Origin of the sequence: Lactiplantibacillus dongliensis (assembly GCF_005405105.1) — a bacterium.
GTDB classification, from domain to species: domain Bacteria; phylum Bacillota; class Bacilli; order Lactobacillales; family Lactobacillaceae; genus Lactiplantibacillus; species Lactiplantibacillus dongliensis.
The window spans coordinates 92,897-107,006 of the sequence record NZ_BJDK01000005.1 but is presented as its reverse complement, the minus strand read 5'-3'; the positions used below and the strand labels follow the sequence as shown (position 1 = coordinate 107,006).

Below are 14,110 nucleotides of genomic sequence, written 5' to 3'. Positions count from 1 at the left end.
TTGTTAATATTAACAAAAGAATCGATCTAATTGTTAATCAAGAGACAAGAACTGTCTTCAAAATAAGTTTTTCAATTTCATCGTCGTATTATAGTTCCGGGCACTCGTCTGCTTATAAAACGGCGTACCGATTAACTTGGAATAAAATGACTTGCTAAAATTCACTTTTAAAGTTGACGTCCAGAAAATAACATTGGGCGTGATCAAGACCTGATCATAGTCAGTTAGCTTGGGCAATAGCCACTGTTCCAGTTCAGGATCATATTCAGTCAACTTAAACAACGCGTTGTGTCGCAACTGTGACTCTTGTCCCCACCATGCCGGTGCTAAGGCCAAATCAGCCATAAATTCTGGCTGGGTCAACACGCGAAAATCAATTGGAAAATCAAAATTAGTCTTTAATAGTTGGGACGTTAATTCAGTAACTGCCGCTGTGGCTAAGGAACTGGTAAAAAACAAATTGCCACTATTGATATAGGAATACACGTCAGTACATCCAGCGGCGGTAAACAATGCCCGCAAATCGGCCATTGGCACACGATGATTGCCGCCAACATTGACACCACGTAATAATAATAGATATTTCATTGGTTCATCCTCGTTTTAAATTAGTTATGGTTATCGATTATTATTGAACTAAATTTAGTATACGTTATATCCTCCCATTTCGATTATTAATATTCCATCTATTCATTAAACATTAAAATGATATAATTATAACGTTTAAAAATATTATTTTGGAGGCGCAGTAAATTGCGTAAATTTGTCAAATTAGCAGCAGTCGGGGTCTTATCATTGAGTATGGGTGTCGCTGCTATGCCTAGCAACACTTTGAATGTCTTAGCCAAAACGAAAGCTGCAAAAGTACTTAGTTCCAAACACATTAAGAAAACAGCTTATCATATTAATGCAGGCTACCTCTATTCAAGTGCCAAGTTAACTAAAAAACGTCATAACGGGAAGAATTATCTTAAGACAACTTTCTATGCCACAAAGTCAGCCCATGTTAAAAAATCTAACGGGAAGAAAGCTGTTTACTACTACATTAAAAATAGTAAAGGCTCCGTTAAAGGCTGGGCTTGGCATGGTAATCTGACTAAATTCAACGTGAAAGCCGCAAAACAACATAAGTCAGATATTAAAAAGCTAGTCGCAATTGTACGAACCATGTCCCCAGATGATCAAGACTCAGTATTATCCAACTTTACTGGTATTAATACGAACATGCCATACGACAATCTAGCTAATGCCATCGATGACATGGGCTTTGGGGATACAATTGAAGATGCTAAAGCAATGTCGGCTGCCTACCACCTCTTTGCCGGTCGCTTCGATTCAGCAACTAATGCCCAATTATCTGCCCAGAATAGTCGATTAGAAGAAGCTACTAATAGTGCAAACTCTGATTCAGACTATTCGACAGCTGCTTATAACTTGGGTAGTTCATTATTTGAAGCCGTTACAACTTTAAAATAGCCTAATAACCAATTATAGATAGCCGTAAAAATCGTTATTATAGTCATCTATATAATACGCTTGGTGCTAGTTGAAATTGCCGCCTGCCGGTTGGTTCCTAAAACGCTGAAACGCCATGGGCCATTTTGAAGTCAACGACACGGCTGAGCATTTTAGGAACCAACCGCTCGGCTAAATAACCGAACTGGAAATAGGAAATAATCAATCGTTAGTTTTTTAATACCTGTTAGTTAACGCCGGGCGGTCCAGAATTGGCTCAGTGGTGTCGTTTATCTTAGTCGGTGATTTTCCGACTTAGATAAAGCCCGGCTTTCGAGACCGCACTATGGCTCGAAAACGTGGCCACCACGTTCCAGCCGATTCTGGACCAACCAGAGTGGCAATTTAAGCCAACTAGCACCAAGCGTATATAATATCAATTTCAATCTAAAGTAGAGCAGCACTACAATTCCGTTATTAAAGGGATTGTAGTGCTGCTTTAATTATAACTGCCACCAAAAATAGTGCCTATTATATTGGAAAACGGAAAATTAGAAACCGCGCCAATCCCTGGTGGTGCTTAACGCCATGAGTGTTCCGGTGCACAACTTGGTGCACACAATTTCCGAAGATGCCTAATTGTGCACCAAAATATCGATTCACATCGTTTCGCAAAAATCAAAAACCGTTTCATAGCAACGTTTAGCGTCGATATGAAACGGTTTGATAGCGATAATAATGGCCTTACCCGGACTCGAACCGGGATCAACCGCTTAGGAGGCGGGTGCCCTATCCAGTTGTGCTATAAGGCCAAAAATCAATCCGTCAAATATCATCTCACGGATTGACTAAATTTTCAATTACTTCTCGCTAAAGCGCTCGCGATTCTTTTTACGCATCCCTTTTTTCTTGGAATGCTTATTATGGCCACGATGCTTCTTCGGAGTTTCAGCTGACTTCTTGGCTGCCTTAGCTGGTCGTTCAACGCCAACAATGGGCTCTTCACGGACGGAGTCTGGATGACCCGCGCCAGCGACCCGATGCAATGCCCCAGCTGGCTCAGTAGCGCTAGCCGGATGATCAAAGGTTAAGGTTGGCTTGACTTTGGCTGGTTTCGTATCCACAACTTGATACCCAGCTAGATAAGCAGGTTTAATTTCATAATCCGTCGACTTCATCATCTTCTTGAAGTCACGAATATCATGATCATCGCCTAGTGTGATAACTAAACCAGCTGCCCCCATGCGACCAGTCCGCCCACTACGGTGAATATAAGTCGTCACATCTTTTGGCAACTGGAAGTTAATAACAGCTGGCAACTCAGGGACATCTAGGCCCCGAGCAGCTAAATCAGTCGTTAATAACAAATCTACCTTACCTTGTCGGAATAAGCGCAAGGCTTTTTCACGTTCGACTTGTCGTTGAGTACTCGTCAATGCGGCAAAACTAACATGTTGATGGCGTAGATCCACTAAAACGTGCTGCAATTCTTGCATCTTGTTGAAGAACACTAATGCCCGCAAATGGTCGACACGACTAATTCGCTTCAACAAATCAGCGCGGTGCCGGTTACCGACTTCCATGGTCCGATGACGAACGATCCCTTGCGTTTGGTCAATGGCCCGGACATCAATCTTCTGGACCTTTTGACCAAACCAACGATCAAGTTCATCTAAAATCTTGGTCTCAGTCGCTGAGAAGAAGCCTAATTGTAGCGATTCAGCAAAGGTTGCATCTAAAATTTCGCGGATCTGATCTAAGGTTTCGTCAGTCAACAATTCATCGGCTTCGTCCACGATCATCGTCTGTAAATGACCGAGCTTCAGCTTGCCATCGCCAATCAAATTGGTAATCCGACCCGGCGTCCCGACAATAATCTCAGGATGTTTTTTAAGCTTTTCCAATTGGCGCTTAACATTGGCGCCACCGGTAATAGCTAAGACTTTGGCATCAATCAATTGTGCCCAGTCACGCACCACATTCGTCGTCTGCATCGCTAGTTCTTGTGACGGTGCTAAGATCAAGGCTTGCGTGCCTTCACCCACATGAATTTGTTCCAGAATTGGCCAAGTAAACGCCAACGTCTTCCCAGAACCCGTGGGCGCTAAGCCTAAGACAGATTCTCCAGCCAGCATTGGGGTTTCAACCGCCGTTTGAATTGGTGACGGTTCGGTAAACCCTTGAGCCATAAATTTTTCTTTAAATACGTCTAACATAGTTCCTCATTTCTATTCAGCGGGCGTATCGCGTTCATCATCTGAAAAGTACAGATGCGCGGATTGCCGTAAATTAAATAGTAGTTTATTGACATTGCGACTCAATTGCCGCCATGCTTGATAGTCAGCCGCGTGTCCCGCCGGATCATTGATCACGGCCGCAAAGTCACGCGCTTCGGCTAACATTGGATTCTTATCTGGAGCCACGCCAATATTTTGAGCGTGCCCATCGACATCATAATAAGTGACTTTAGCCAATTCAGCGGCATTGTCCATGACGATAGTATCTTTTAAGCCATAAATTTCTGATGGGAGATAAGAGTTGCTGGACTTCCCCATATTCAGCGTCACATTAAAGCTTGGATATTGTAAAATGGCGATCCCTTTATTATCCACTTTTGTTGGCGCCAGACTTGGATAGTACGCCACGTCATCGGGCATCCCGAACCAAGCGACCGCATCATAAGCGACGTACACCCCAAGATCTTGCAAGGCCCCACCGGCAAACTTCAATGAGAAGATGTTGGGCTCTTGACCGGCCAAGACGGCATCATACCGGGATGAATACTTCATGTACGTCAAGGTCGCCCCTTGAATACGGTCCATCTGTTGCAATTTAGCTTGAATCCGCTTGAAGTTCACTTCATGAACCTGACGCGCAGCTTCAAAGCACAGAACAGCGGGATGGGCTGCCAACAACTCATCTAATTGTTCAAACTCGGCTTGGTTAGCCACGGCTGGCTTTTCAACAATGACGTGCTTGCCATGTTCAATGGCCATCTTGGCTTGGCTAAAGTGTAAACTATTTGGCGACGCAATATAGACCGCATCGAAACTCCCCTGACTGAAAAATTGTTCCAAATCATCAAAGGTTTCCGTAGCGCCATTATGTTCGGCAAATTCATCGGCACGATCCAACCGTCGTGAATAAACGGTAGTCAATTGCCACTCGCCCGATTCGTTGGCCGCATCAATAAATTGTTGCGTAATCCAGTTTGTCCCGATAATTCCTAATTTTAACATACTAAACATCCCTTCAATTCCGTGTAACCGGTTTAATTTTAATAAAACTGATTAATCTCAATAGTTACAGTTTACCAGTTTTGTGGCGAAAAGATGTCTTTCATTACCCAAAAATGTCAGGAACGTAAAAGCTTTGCTAAGAAAACCATATTTCGTGACGGACGTAGCTGAATAGTGGTATATTTTAACTGTAAACTTAAGGAAAGAAGGTTGATCCGGTGAAGCGACGTGGCGCCATTTTATTTGGCCTATCATTACTGGCAGGACTCTCAAGCACATTTTTACGTAAGCAACACCCAACTGATAACGCTAGCGACGATCTCCCCGTTTTTTACGCGGGAACGTGGACGTATCGTGACGAAGAGCATCACCGCGATCACAAGTTAGAGATTGATCTAAATATGCTCATTAAAATTGATGGTCGCGCAATGCCGGCCACCGTGGAATCAATCTCGCCCAGTGAACTGGTTTTGCTTGATCAATACGGCTTCCATTTGGAAGTTAAGGCCAACGAACAGCGGCCGGTTGCCCTATTCGATGAAGCTGACAATCGTAATTATGTCATCTTATCGCCCAATATCGGCAAACAAGATGCCGCCTACTAATCTATAAAAGCACTTGAACTTTTTTTGAAGTTCAAGTGCTTTTATAGTTTAAACAGATTTAAATCCATTATCATGCTAACAAGTAACCAAGATGGGCGCCTAACTCACAAGACAGATTCAGGAACACTTAATTCAACCCAGCCGCAATCACCTTTTGAAAGGCATCGTCATTACCATTAAAGATCAGCCCGTTAAATTCCTGACTAGTCCCATTTTGCCGATAAACTGCGCGATTGGTATAGTGCATAAATAAGACGCGCTGACTTTGTTGGCGTGTTTGCGTCGTATCTAACCAAAGCGGTGTTTTCTTGATCACCGGCTTTACAATGTGCTTAGCGATCGTTGGCGTCGTCCAGATGACACAATGACGATTATAATGGTCCGTTAGATTTAAGACTAACGCGCGTAACTGCTTTTGCGCGCGCTTGACGTTGACGGTATCGCTGGTATAGTCACCGTAATACTGGACTTGAATCCCAATCGGCAAGTTACCGACATTATCATTGACCGTCTTTTCAAAGTAAGCCGTCTGTGCTTGCCCAGAACTGGAAAAGCTAAAGACATGGTACACCCCAACTCCTAAACTCGTCCCTAGAATCCGCGAGTAACTGCTACTAAAGTTATCATCACTATAACTGGCACCTTGAGTTGCCTTCAAGTAGACAAACTTCAGCCCATCTTTTTGTAACGCCGCAAAATCTAAATAACCATCATTTTGACTCACCGCCACGCCACGGACATTAAAACCTTGCACCACGGCGTCACGCCGAAACTGTAGCCATTGCAGGCCACCCCAGATTAGCCCCGCAACTAGGACTAGGATTAGGACTAACCCTAATCGATGTCGCCATTTAGCCCCACGCGTACGCGCGTAGATCGGTCGTGTATGTTGTGTTGCCATCTTTACTAATCACCCCAACAATCGCCTATAATTCCGTTCGCGTCTGACTAATCGCATCGCGCACGCGCCCTAAGCTAGCCGCCATCTGACGATCACCATGTACCGCCGTCATTAAGAACAGACTATCAATAATACTCATCTGTGCAATCAAGGACGTCAGCCCTTCGGAACGATAATTAACCTCTTCCGCAACGGAGATAAAGGCCACTGTACTCCCCTTGGCTAAGGGTGAATTACCAAAGCTCGTCAACGCAATCACCGGTACCTGGTGTTCAATTAATGTATTTAAAATTTGTAACGTCTGTTGGTTCCGGCCGGTATGAGAAATCACGACCGCGACATCTTTAGCAGTCATTTGAGCCGCCTGCATCAACTGCATATCATAGTCCGTATTATGCGCACATAAAATCCCCGTGCGAACGAACTTATGATAGCCATCCAAAGACGCCACCGCCGAACCGCCGAGCCCGTAGAATCCAATGATGCGGGCTCCCAATAATAATTCAGTCGCGGCTTTTAAGTCAGCCTCCGTCATCACTTGACTGGTCTGATCCAAGGAACTCCGAATACTATTAAACGTCGAATCCGCAATTCCTTTAAAAGTCGTTTGCTTCTCAACGTCTTGAAACGCCTCCGCATTCGATTGTTCTAACGGTTCGGCCGCCGTCAGCTCTCTTGAAAAGTCACGAAAACTGTTAAAACTAATGCGCTTTACAAAACGTGATACGGTCGCCGTTGAAACCCCCACGGCTGCTGCCAAATCAGAAATAGATTGCGCCGCCGTTTTAACGGGGTCTTTAATAATATAATCGGCAATTTTGCGATCGGTGTGACTAAGGTTAGGATAGTACGACCGAATCAAGGTCAAAACGCGATTACGATGTGCAGATTTCTGTGTGGACAAAGCGGCCACCTCCATGACCAAATTTTACCACAATATTGAAATTTGCCCCAGACCGGTTCAATTGCGCCGACGCCCGTTTGCCTGTAAACTGAAAATTAACTTTGACACTTGGTGCTAGTCAAAATTGCCGCCTGCCAGTTGGGGTCTAAAATGCGCAGTGCTGTCGTTTATCTTGGTCGGTAATTTTCCAACTTAGATAACCCCCGGCTTGGAAGACCGCTTCGGCTGCCCAAAACGGCCATCACGTTTTTGCCAATGCTGGCCCAACCAGAATGGTAATCTGATCCCACTAGCACCAAGCGTAACACGTCATAAAAAGGAGTTCTTAATAAATGCAACCGATGTTAGGTGTCGATATCGGCACAACCAGTACTAAAGTCGTCTTATATGATGCTAACGGCCAAGTTGCCGCCAGCGCTAACCATGGCTACCCGCTCTATCAAGACTTGCCGGGCATGGCTGAAGAAGAACCCGCTGCAATTTTCAAAGCCGTTTTGACTGGCATTCAAGCCGTGCTACCGCAAGCTAAACAACCAATTGGCGGCATTAGTTTTTCGGCCGCCATGCATAGTTTGATTTTGTTAGATGACGCCCATCAGCCGTTGACGCGCATGTACACTTGGGCTGACAACCGGGCTAAGGCAGCTGCTGATCGGCTCCGTGCCCTACCACAAGCACATCAACTCTATCTAAATACCGGTACACCATTACGCCCCATGACGCCATTAGCTAAGTTAGCTTGGCTTGCCGAAACCAAGCCTAATCTCCTGGCGAAAGCGCGGTGGGTGGTGGATATCAAAAGTTACGTCATCGATCAACTCACGGGTCAGTTAGTCATGGACTATTCGATTGCAAATGCCACCGGTCTCTTTAACTTGCAGCACTTCGACTGGGACCCGCTGGCGTTAAAGCTAGCTCATATTCAGGCTGAACAGTTACCCCGACTCGTGGATACCACCGCCCAAGTGATTGGCTTAAAATCAGCCTTGGCGACCAAGTGGCAGCTCAATCCCCAGACACCGCTGATTGTTGGCGCCAGTGACGGCTGCTTATCTAATCTAGGCGTCAATGCCATTGAGCCAGGCGTAGCGGCATTAACCATTGGGACATCCGGGGCCATTCGGGTCGTGACCGACCAGCCGCAGCTTGATCCGCACGGTCGACTATTTTGTTACTACTTAGCACCACATCGCTGGGTCATTGGCGGGCCGGTCAATAACGGCGGTAACGTTTTAAAATGGGTTCGTGATACCTTTTTTGACGGGGCTTCCTACGCGACCATCACCCAATTGGCCAGTCAAGTGCCAGCTGGCAGTCATGGCCTGTTAATGCACCCTTATCTAAATGGCGAACGCGCGCCACTATGGAATGCGGATGCCCGGGGCGCTTACTTTGGCTTAACTGCTCAACATACCCGTGCGGACCTGAGTCGCGCCGCTTTGGAAGGAATCGGCTTTAATCTGGTCCAAGTCGCTAAGTTGGTCCAGCAATTAACTGGTCCCTTCAAAAGCCTGCAAGCTACAGGTGGGTTTGCTAATTCTGCGACCTGGCGGCAACTACTAGCCGATATCTTCGCGACTCCGTTAGTTATTCCGGATAGTTTCGAGAGTTCGTGTCTAGGCGCGGCTGTCTTGGGCTGGGTTAGTTTAGATCAAGTAACCGATCTGACAGCCGTGGCACAGTTAGTGGGCCACGAGCAGATTGTCACCCCAGATTCCTCAGCGGTGGCAACTTATCAACGGTTATATCCGCTTTATCAAGAACTGACCACCGCTTACCAGCCGCTTTTCGGAAAATTAGCTGCGTTGATGACTAAAAAAGATTAGCTTAACGGCTAATCTTTTTTACTAGCTACCAAGTCTGCGTCATCGCCACTTCAAAGGGCTGCGCTAACCGAACTTCTGCCGCTAAGATGGTCGGCGACACGCCTAATTGATGTAACAACCATAAGCGTAGCAAGGTCTTCATCACTAGTTGAAATTGATATTTTTGACCAATCGTGGTCAGTCCTTTGACGGTAGTGACGGCCAGCGAACTATGGGCGGAAACGTTGCGGGCATCGCGAATCAGATCTAATAACTGATTCGTCGTTCGCACAACTGGCAACGCCCCCATCGCTTGTTGCAGCTCTTGTGGCGCACAATTTTCCAACACAATCTTGACCTTACGGCGGTAGTAAACTTCTTTTTTGCGACCTTTATTTTTATAAAAAGCATCGAAAATAATATTCAGGCAATTACAAATACGTTGGATTTCACCATTAATATCTTGAACGGGGCGCGTCGGGGTTAGGGTGTTGACCACCGGCACCAGCTTGTCGTAGGTCATTAACCAATTGCGTAACGATAACGCCATCGCCTGATACCACGCGTTATCACGCGGGATTGCTAGTCGCGTAAAGCGGAAATCACAACTAACGGCTTGATCAGCAGTCGTCTCAAAAATCATCAGCTGCTGATCCGCAACTTGACCCACCAGCCGGGTCACCACGGTTGGTTGCCCGCTGACCACGGCTAACCAGTCAGCAACTTGTTTCGCAATCAGTGACACCTCCCGCAAGCTGCCACCGCCAGTGCCGAGAGCCACGCCAATACTTTGATGGACTTGAAAGCCAGAAACTTGTTGGTCTCCTAGCAAAGTTCCGACTAACGGTCTAGTCGTCGTCAGTAACTGATAGGTCCGCTGACCAATCGTAAACTGAAACCAATCTTGCGGCTTAGCTGTCGGCGCTGACGACCGCTTCACCGTCCCCACCGCGGGTTGCAGCCACGCTGTTAGATTCAACAAATCAAGTTGCAATGCCGCCAGCCGCGTCGTGGCCGTCACAAAGCCGCCGAGTACCATTCCGAGCACGCCATAATCCAGCACCGCTTGCTGGTCATCATTTTGAAAGGTCTGTTGCTGTCGCACCGGATAGAGTCCGCTCAGGCTGACCTTAACCGGCAAATAAACCGGTGCGCCGTTTGCCACCGGTAGAACTACCGTGCCACGCCCGTATAAAAAGGCTTGTTGATGCTGACTAATTGCCAAATCATTGGCCGTTAACAATAAATGCATCGCCTGTGGTTGATAATGTAAGGTCCCACTGTACGGCAACTCAGTCGGCGTAAAGCCCCATTGCCCGACAATCTCGAACGGTTGCTGACTATTGAGATCTTGGTAAGTCTGCCACGTCATTTGACTCGCCCCCAAAGCAAAAAATAAACGAGCACCTCCTAAAAGGTTGCTCGCTAGTGACCGTTAAAATGGTGTTAAGGTAAATTGTGACGCCGTTTCGCAATCATGATCGTGACCGAAGACCGTTTGGATCTCTAAGTAAGGATTGGCCTTTAGGGATGAGTTGGCGACGTAAACGGTATCATTAGTCACCGTCTTATAAGGGGTTTGGTATCGCCGCTGCATCCCTTTAACGTCAACCTTCTTAATCGCATACGAACGGTTAGCGGGGTTCATCACGGACACACTTCCCCGTTGATTATGCGCTAACCCTAGTGCATGCCCCAGTTCATGTTCAGCGACCTTAACCCGTTCCGCCTTATTGTACTTAAACTTCTGGAACGAGGCCCGGTTAAGCATCACTTTATTCTTAATAATCCGCCCACTAGCCGTATACGTCGTTTGCTTCATCCCAATATAAACGACCCCTTTGGCTGACTTATCAGCATATGACGTCAACGTTGTTTTACTACTGTTCTTGGTTGATTGCCACTTAAAGCCTTGTTTTTGCCAATTCTTCGTAGCTTGACGCCAAACGTCTTTGTAATATGGCGAGGTCGATTTGTCACGATACGTGGTTGTTTTCTTGTCATAACGCCATGGGGCAATCGGTGTACTGGATGATGTGGCCGCAGCGATTGGTTGGGCCGTCATCATTAGTGCGCCCACAGTCATTAGGCTGGCGATGGCTAGTTGATGCTTGGACTTCATTAATATAACCCCCTCAGATTATCGACGGAAGATCCCGTCACATGGTTAATTTTGGTTTAAAGTAATTAACGGGTTTGTTAGTTCGTACTATAAACCCTAATCGACTAAATGACCCTTGATTTAATTCCCTAAGACCATCATAACGGGTTTCGCTCAACTTGACCAACAATATGCAATAGCTTATTTTTCCAGTAGCTAGTACCGTTACAGTCTCGGTTACTGTTGTCACTGGGATTAGCCGCAACGACGCTGTCAGTCGCGGCTAGTTAATCGGCGAAACCAGTCAGGATCACTTAATCTTCTAAACTGCTCTATGTAGATTATATGATACCTGGTTTTAAAAACGCCACTATTTGCGTTCGGAAAATTTGCAATCACAAAAACGGTGCGCACCTGGTTAGGGGTGGCACCGTTTTTGACGTTCTGAAAGATACTTGTCCAAAGATTGTGAAGGTGGCAACTTCGACTAGCGCCAAACATCCTAATACAATTTAATCGACCCGCTATGCACACGACCGTTAATCAAGTACTGTGCAGTCGGCCCCACGTAACCCGCTTGATAGCCATCCGCAACGTGTTCCTTAACAGCTTGAGCTGGTGATGTGACCCGACCGCTATGTGATTCCAATTGATACCGATAGCTGGCATCCAATGGCATCGCTAACTTGATCGACCCGCTATGCGCATTCAAGTTCAAGTCACCTGTGAGTTGTTTCATAGCCAACTTGATTGACCCAGAATGTGCCGTCCAACTCCCGCTACCAGTGACATCGATGCCCTGAATGCTGCCGCTCGTGGCATTGACCGTGAATTGACCGGCCTGCACACTAGCTAACTTGATGCGACCACTCTTGACCAACATCCCAAATTGATCCGTAACCCGTACTTGGCTGAGCCGCAAGCTCCCAGAGATAATATCCGCACTCATTGCGGTGGCCGCCACACTATCCACCCGACAACTGCCGCTAGTAATTCGTAAGTTGACGACCTGCAGCTGTTTAAGTCCTGCTAACAATACCGATCCCGACTTGCTAGCGAGCTTCAAATCACCTGTATAGTTGGCTGGAACATGAATCTGAACGTGTACCCGCAACGGGATTAAGAACGGCACTTTCCCTTGTTCAATGCTTAAAGCACTGCCCTGTTGGCTCGTGTGCGCATAATAGGCCGTATTATTTGGTTTCATATATTCGCGCACAATAATCTCATCCTCACCACCAACCGTTGGCAACACTTTGACCGTCGCAGAACGATAGGCGATTGATAAGTCATTAATCTCTGCGGCGGCAAACCGTTGTTCATTGACTAATCGCAAATTATCTTGATATTCACCAGCCAAATTCAACGGCTGGACAGGATCACCAAAGTCTGGCTGCATGACTGGTTCACCGTCGTAGTTAATCCCTGATTCATCCATCACCAATTTTCCAATTTTCAACCCATGTTCATCTGCTTTGATAGCCCCATGATTGATTGAGACCCCGTCATGATTAATCTTCAACGTGTTTCCATCATCAATGGAAACACCCGCATCGTCGACCACGATATGATGTCCATGTAAGTCCTGTGCCGTCCCGTTTTCAGCGTTCACTTGCTGGATTAATTCATTAATATCACCAAAGTCGCTAAAGGCTTCAGCAACGGCAGCTTCTGGTTCTTGACCCGCTTTGACTTTATCGTTCGCAGCTTCGTTTAAATCGGTGGCCAGTTCTGTTTTTAATTCGGTTAACGCCGGCGTCATCGGTTGCGCCTTAAAATACGTATTCAACCGCATGGCCACCAACTGTTCAATTTTTTCACTCATGTTCGTCAATCCTTCCTAAGATCAAATCGTCAATGACTTGTTTGGCAAAATGCCATTCGTCAATGTTATGTTGTAAAGTCGCCTGGCCTTGTGGCGAAATGCGATAGTACTTTCGCCGGCCGCCCTGAGTCTCATTACCCCAATAACTCGTAATATCACCATTCTTTTCTAGTCGCCGAAAGACGGTATAGAGGGTGGCTTCATTAATATCATAGGCTGCATGGCTTAACGTTTTAATCGTCTTTGCAATCGCATAGCCATAGCTATCACCTTGATTTAAAATATTCAAAACAATGGTCGTGGTATGACCCCGAATCGTCTCTTTAGAAATTTCCGGTTTCATCATGGACTTCCTTTCAAAATAGTATTATGTGTCACATAGTAATTATCGATGACAATAATGTACCACCAATTACTGTGTGTGTCAAAGTAATTGGTTAAAAAAAGACTGACTTCTTTTTGGAAGTCAGTCTTTTTGACTGCGCTGCTTTTAAGCACGCTCGTTCAATGCGAATTTACTGTGACTTGAAGTTTCGGGTCGTGTTTTTTGTTTTGCCGAAACGTGTTCGGTCCAACTGCCGCTTCCGCTTGCTACGCCAGTCAATAATCCCGGAAAATTCACCGGCATCATTGCCTAGCTAGGCAATGCTCAGTGGCAACCCGTTGGCCCTCTCACTCTTTAGGCATATGCGTCTGATCAATCGCCAACTGCATCGTCTGCGTAAAACGTTTATCCAAGGCATCTTGTGACATCGTAAAGAAGCCCCCGATTTCTTGAATAATGAACCCGAATAAAGCCGACCGGTACAAGGTGTTCTCAACCCGCGCACTGTCGTCTAATTGTAATGGTCGGAACATATCTTGGTACATCTTGACCAAAGCTTTCCGTGTGCGTGGAATTTTTAAAGAATCGTTCATGTCTAGCATTACCGGCGTTAAGCCCTTATGCCGTTCACAAGCGACCCGGAATTCTTGGGCGAATACCATTAATGCAGCATCGCCTTCAACCCCGACCATCTTTTCATTTAATTGGTCAGTCACGCCTTGAATAAATTGTATGCCGACTTGGTCGAGTAAATCACTTAAACTATCGACATAGTTATAAATCGACTGTGGTCGTACATCTAAGACGAGCGCCAAGTCACGGATCGTTAAACCATTAATCCCCTTGGTCTCAATTAGTTGGTTAGCAGTTGCTAACACTTTCGCCTGGGTTAACGTTCTTCTTTTAACCATTGCTTTTTTCCCCCACCCTCAAAGTTGATTCGTTAGTTA

Annotated in this window: 13 protein-coding genes and 1 tRNA gene; 3 read left to right on the top strand and 11 right to left on the bottom strand. The window is 46.1% G+C overall.

Annotated elements, in window-relative coordinates:
• Nucleotides 1–57: 57 nt before the first annotated feature.
• Nucleotides 58–588 (bottom strand): DUF1697 domain-containing protein, encoded by a 531-nt coding sequence (locus FFM80_RS02745; RefSeq protein WP_137639402.1) that lies wholly within the window; start codon nucleotides 586–588, stop codon nucleotides 58–60.
• Nucleotides 589–753: 165 nt separating this feature from the next.
• Between FFM80_RS02745 and FFM80_RS02740 the strand changes: the two genes are divergently transcribed.
• Complete coding sequence (locus tag FFM80_RS02740) at nucleotides 754–1,476, top strand: hypothetical protein (RefSeq protein ID WP_137639401.1); 723 nt, start codon at nucleotides 754–756, stop codon at nucleotides 1,474–1,476.
• Nucleotides 1,477–2,194: 718 nt separating this feature from the next.
• Here FFM80_RS02740 and FFM80_RS02735 read toward each other — a convergent pair.
• From FFM80_RS02735 to FFM80_RS02725, 3 genes are all read right to left on the bottom strand, one after another.
• Nucleotides 2,195–2,267, bottom strand: a tRNA-Arg gene (locus FFM80_RS02735).
• A gap of 48 nt (nucleotides 2,268–2,315) precedes the next feature.
• Nucleotides 2,316–3,671 (bottom strand): DEAD/DEAH box helicase, encoded by a 1,356-nt coding sequence (locus FFM80_RS02730; protein ID WP_137639400.1) that lies wholly within the window; start codon nucleotides 3,669–3,671, stop codon nucleotides 2,316–2,318.
• A gap of 12 nt (nucleotides 3,672–3,683) precedes the next feature.
• Nucleotides 3,684–4,694 carry a Gfo/Idh/MocA family protein gene (locus FFM80_RS02725; RefSeq protein WP_137639399.1) on the bottom strand — a complete coding sequence of 337 codons (1,011 nt, stop codon included), beginning with the start codon at nucleotides 4,692–4,694 and terminating at the stop codon, nucleotides 3,684–3,686.
• Between the two features lie 218 nt (nucleotides 4,695–4,912).
• Here FFM80_RS02725 and FFM80_RS02720 point away from each other — a divergent pair, with 218 nt between their 5' ends.
• Entirely contained in the window at nucleotides 4,913–5,299 is a 387-nt protein-coding gene (locus FFM80_RS02720; protein ID WP_137639398.1) for a DUF4828 domain-containing protein, read from the top strand.
• A gap of 127 nt (nucleotides 5,300–5,426) precedes the next feature.
• Here FFM80_RS02720 and FFM80_RS02715 read toward each other — a convergent pair whose 3' ends face one another.
• The gene (locus FFM80_RS02715; RefSeq protein WP_137639397.1) at nucleotides 5,427–6,200 is read right to left on the bottom strand and encodes a GH25 family lysozyme; all 774 of its coding nucleotides are present in this window, start codon (nucleotides 6,198–6,200) and stop codon (nucleotides 5,427–5,429) included.
• Between the two features lie 25 nt (nucleotides 6,201–6,225).
• Nucleotides 6,226–7,104 carry a MurR/RpiR family transcriptional regulator gene (locus FFM80_RS02710; protein ID WP_137639396.1) on the bottom strand — a complete coding sequence of 293 codons (879 nt, stop codon included), beginning with the start codon at nucleotides 7,102–7,104 and terminating at the stop codon, nucleotides 6,226–6,228.
• Between the two features lie 332 nt (nucleotides 7,105–7,436).
• Between FFM80_RS02710 and FFM80_RS02705 the strand changes: the two genes are divergently transcribed.
• Nucleotides 7,437–8,930, top strand: coding sequence for a gluconokinase (locus FFM80_RS02705; RefSeq protein ID WP_137639395.1), 1,494 nt, complete (start codon nucleotides 7,437–7,439; stop codon nucleotides 8,928–8,930).
• Between the two features lie 25 nt (nucleotides 8,931–8,955).
• Here the strand turns inward: FFM80_RS02705 and FFM80_RS02700 are convergent, their stop codons facing one another.
• The 5 genes from FFM80_RS02700 to FFM80_RS02680 all read right to left on the bottom strand — a co-directional run bounded on the left by FFM80_RS02700 (nucleotide 8,956) and on the right by FFM80_RS02680 (nucleotide 14,071).
• Nucleotides 8,956–10,281 carry a hypothetical protein gene (locus FFM80_RS02700; protein ID WP_137639394.1) on the bottom strand — a complete coding sequence of 442 codons (1,326 nt, stop codon included), beginning with the start codon at nucleotides 10,279–10,281 and terminating at the stop codon, nucleotides 8,956–8,958.
• 63 nt (nucleotides 10,282–10,344) lie between these two features.
• The gene (locus FFM80_RS02695; protein ID WP_137639393.1) at nucleotides 10,345–11,031 is read right to left on the bottom strand and encodes a matrixin family metalloprotease; all 687 of its coding nucleotides are present in this window, start codon (nucleotides 11,029–11,031) and stop codon (nucleotides 10,345–10,347) included.
• Between the two features lie 481 nt (nucleotides 11,032–11,512).
• A complete protein-coding gene (locus FFM80_RS02690; RefSeq protein WP_137639392.1) occupies nucleotides 11,513–12,835 on the bottom strand; it encodes a DUF4097 family beta strand repeat-containing protein in 1,323 nt (440 codons plus the stop codon).
• Nucleotides 12,828–13,178 (bottom strand): PadR family transcriptional regulator, encoded by a 351-nt coding sequence (locus tag FFM80_RS02685; RefSeq protein WP_137639391.1) that lies wholly within the window; start codon nucleotides 13,176–13,178, stop codon nucleotides 12,828–12,830. The genes FFM80_RS02690 and FFM80_RS02685 overlap by 8 nt, the downstream gene beginning before the upstream one ends.
• A gap of 329 nt (nucleotides 13,179–13,507) precedes the next feature.
• The gene (locus FFM80_RS02680) at nucleotides 13,508–14,071 is read right to left on the bottom strand and encodes a TetR/AcrR family transcriptional regulator (RefSeq protein WP_137639390.1); all 564 of its coding nucleotides are present in this window, start codon (nucleotides 14,069–14,071) and stop codon (nucleotides 13,508–13,510) included.
• Nucleotides 14,072–14,110 lie beyond the last annotated feature (39 nt).

Bases quoted from the DNA above. Each gene is read 5' to 3' on its own strand.
- FFM80_RS02745 (WP_137639402.1), bottom strand. From the start codon at position 588: ATGAAATATCTATTATTATTACGTGGTGTCAATGTTGGCGGCAATCAT.
- FFM80_RS02730 (WP_137639400.1), bottom strand. From the start codon at position 3,671: ATGTTAGACGTATTTAAAGAAAAATTTATGGCTCAAGGGTTTACCGAA.
- FFM80_RS02725 (WP_137639399.1), bottom strand. From the start codon at position 4,694: ATGTTAAAATTAGGAATTATCGGGACAAACTGGATTACGCAACAATTT.
- FFM80_RS02715 (WP_137639397.1), bottom strand. From the start codon at position 6,200: ATGGCAACACAACATACACGACCGATCTACGCGCGTACGCGTGGGGCT.
- FFM80_RS02705 (WP_137639395.1), top strand. From the start codon at position 7,437: ATGCAACCGATGTTAGGTGTCGATATCGGCACAACCAGTACTAAAGTC.
- FFM80_RS02700 (WP_137639394.1), bottom strand. From the start codon at position 10,281: ATGACGTGGCAGACTTACCAAGATCTCAATAGTCAGCAACCGTTCGAG.
- FFM80_RS02695 (WP_137639393.1), bottom strand. From the start codon at position 11,031: ATGAAGTCCAAGCATCAACTAGCCATCGCCAGCCTAATGACTGTGGGC.
- FFM80_RS02690 (WP_137639392.1), bottom strand. From the start codon at position 12,835: ATGAGTGAAAAAATTGAACAGTTGGTGGCCATGCGGTTGAATACGTAT.
- FFM80_RS02685 (WP_137639391.1), bottom strand. From the start codon at position 13,178: ATGAAACCGGAAATTTCTAAAGAGACGATTCGGGGTCATACCACGACC.
- FFM80_RS02680 (WP_137639390.1), bottom strand. From the start codon at position 14,071: ATGGTTAAAAGAAGAACGTTAACCCAGGCGAAAGTGTTAGCAACTGCT.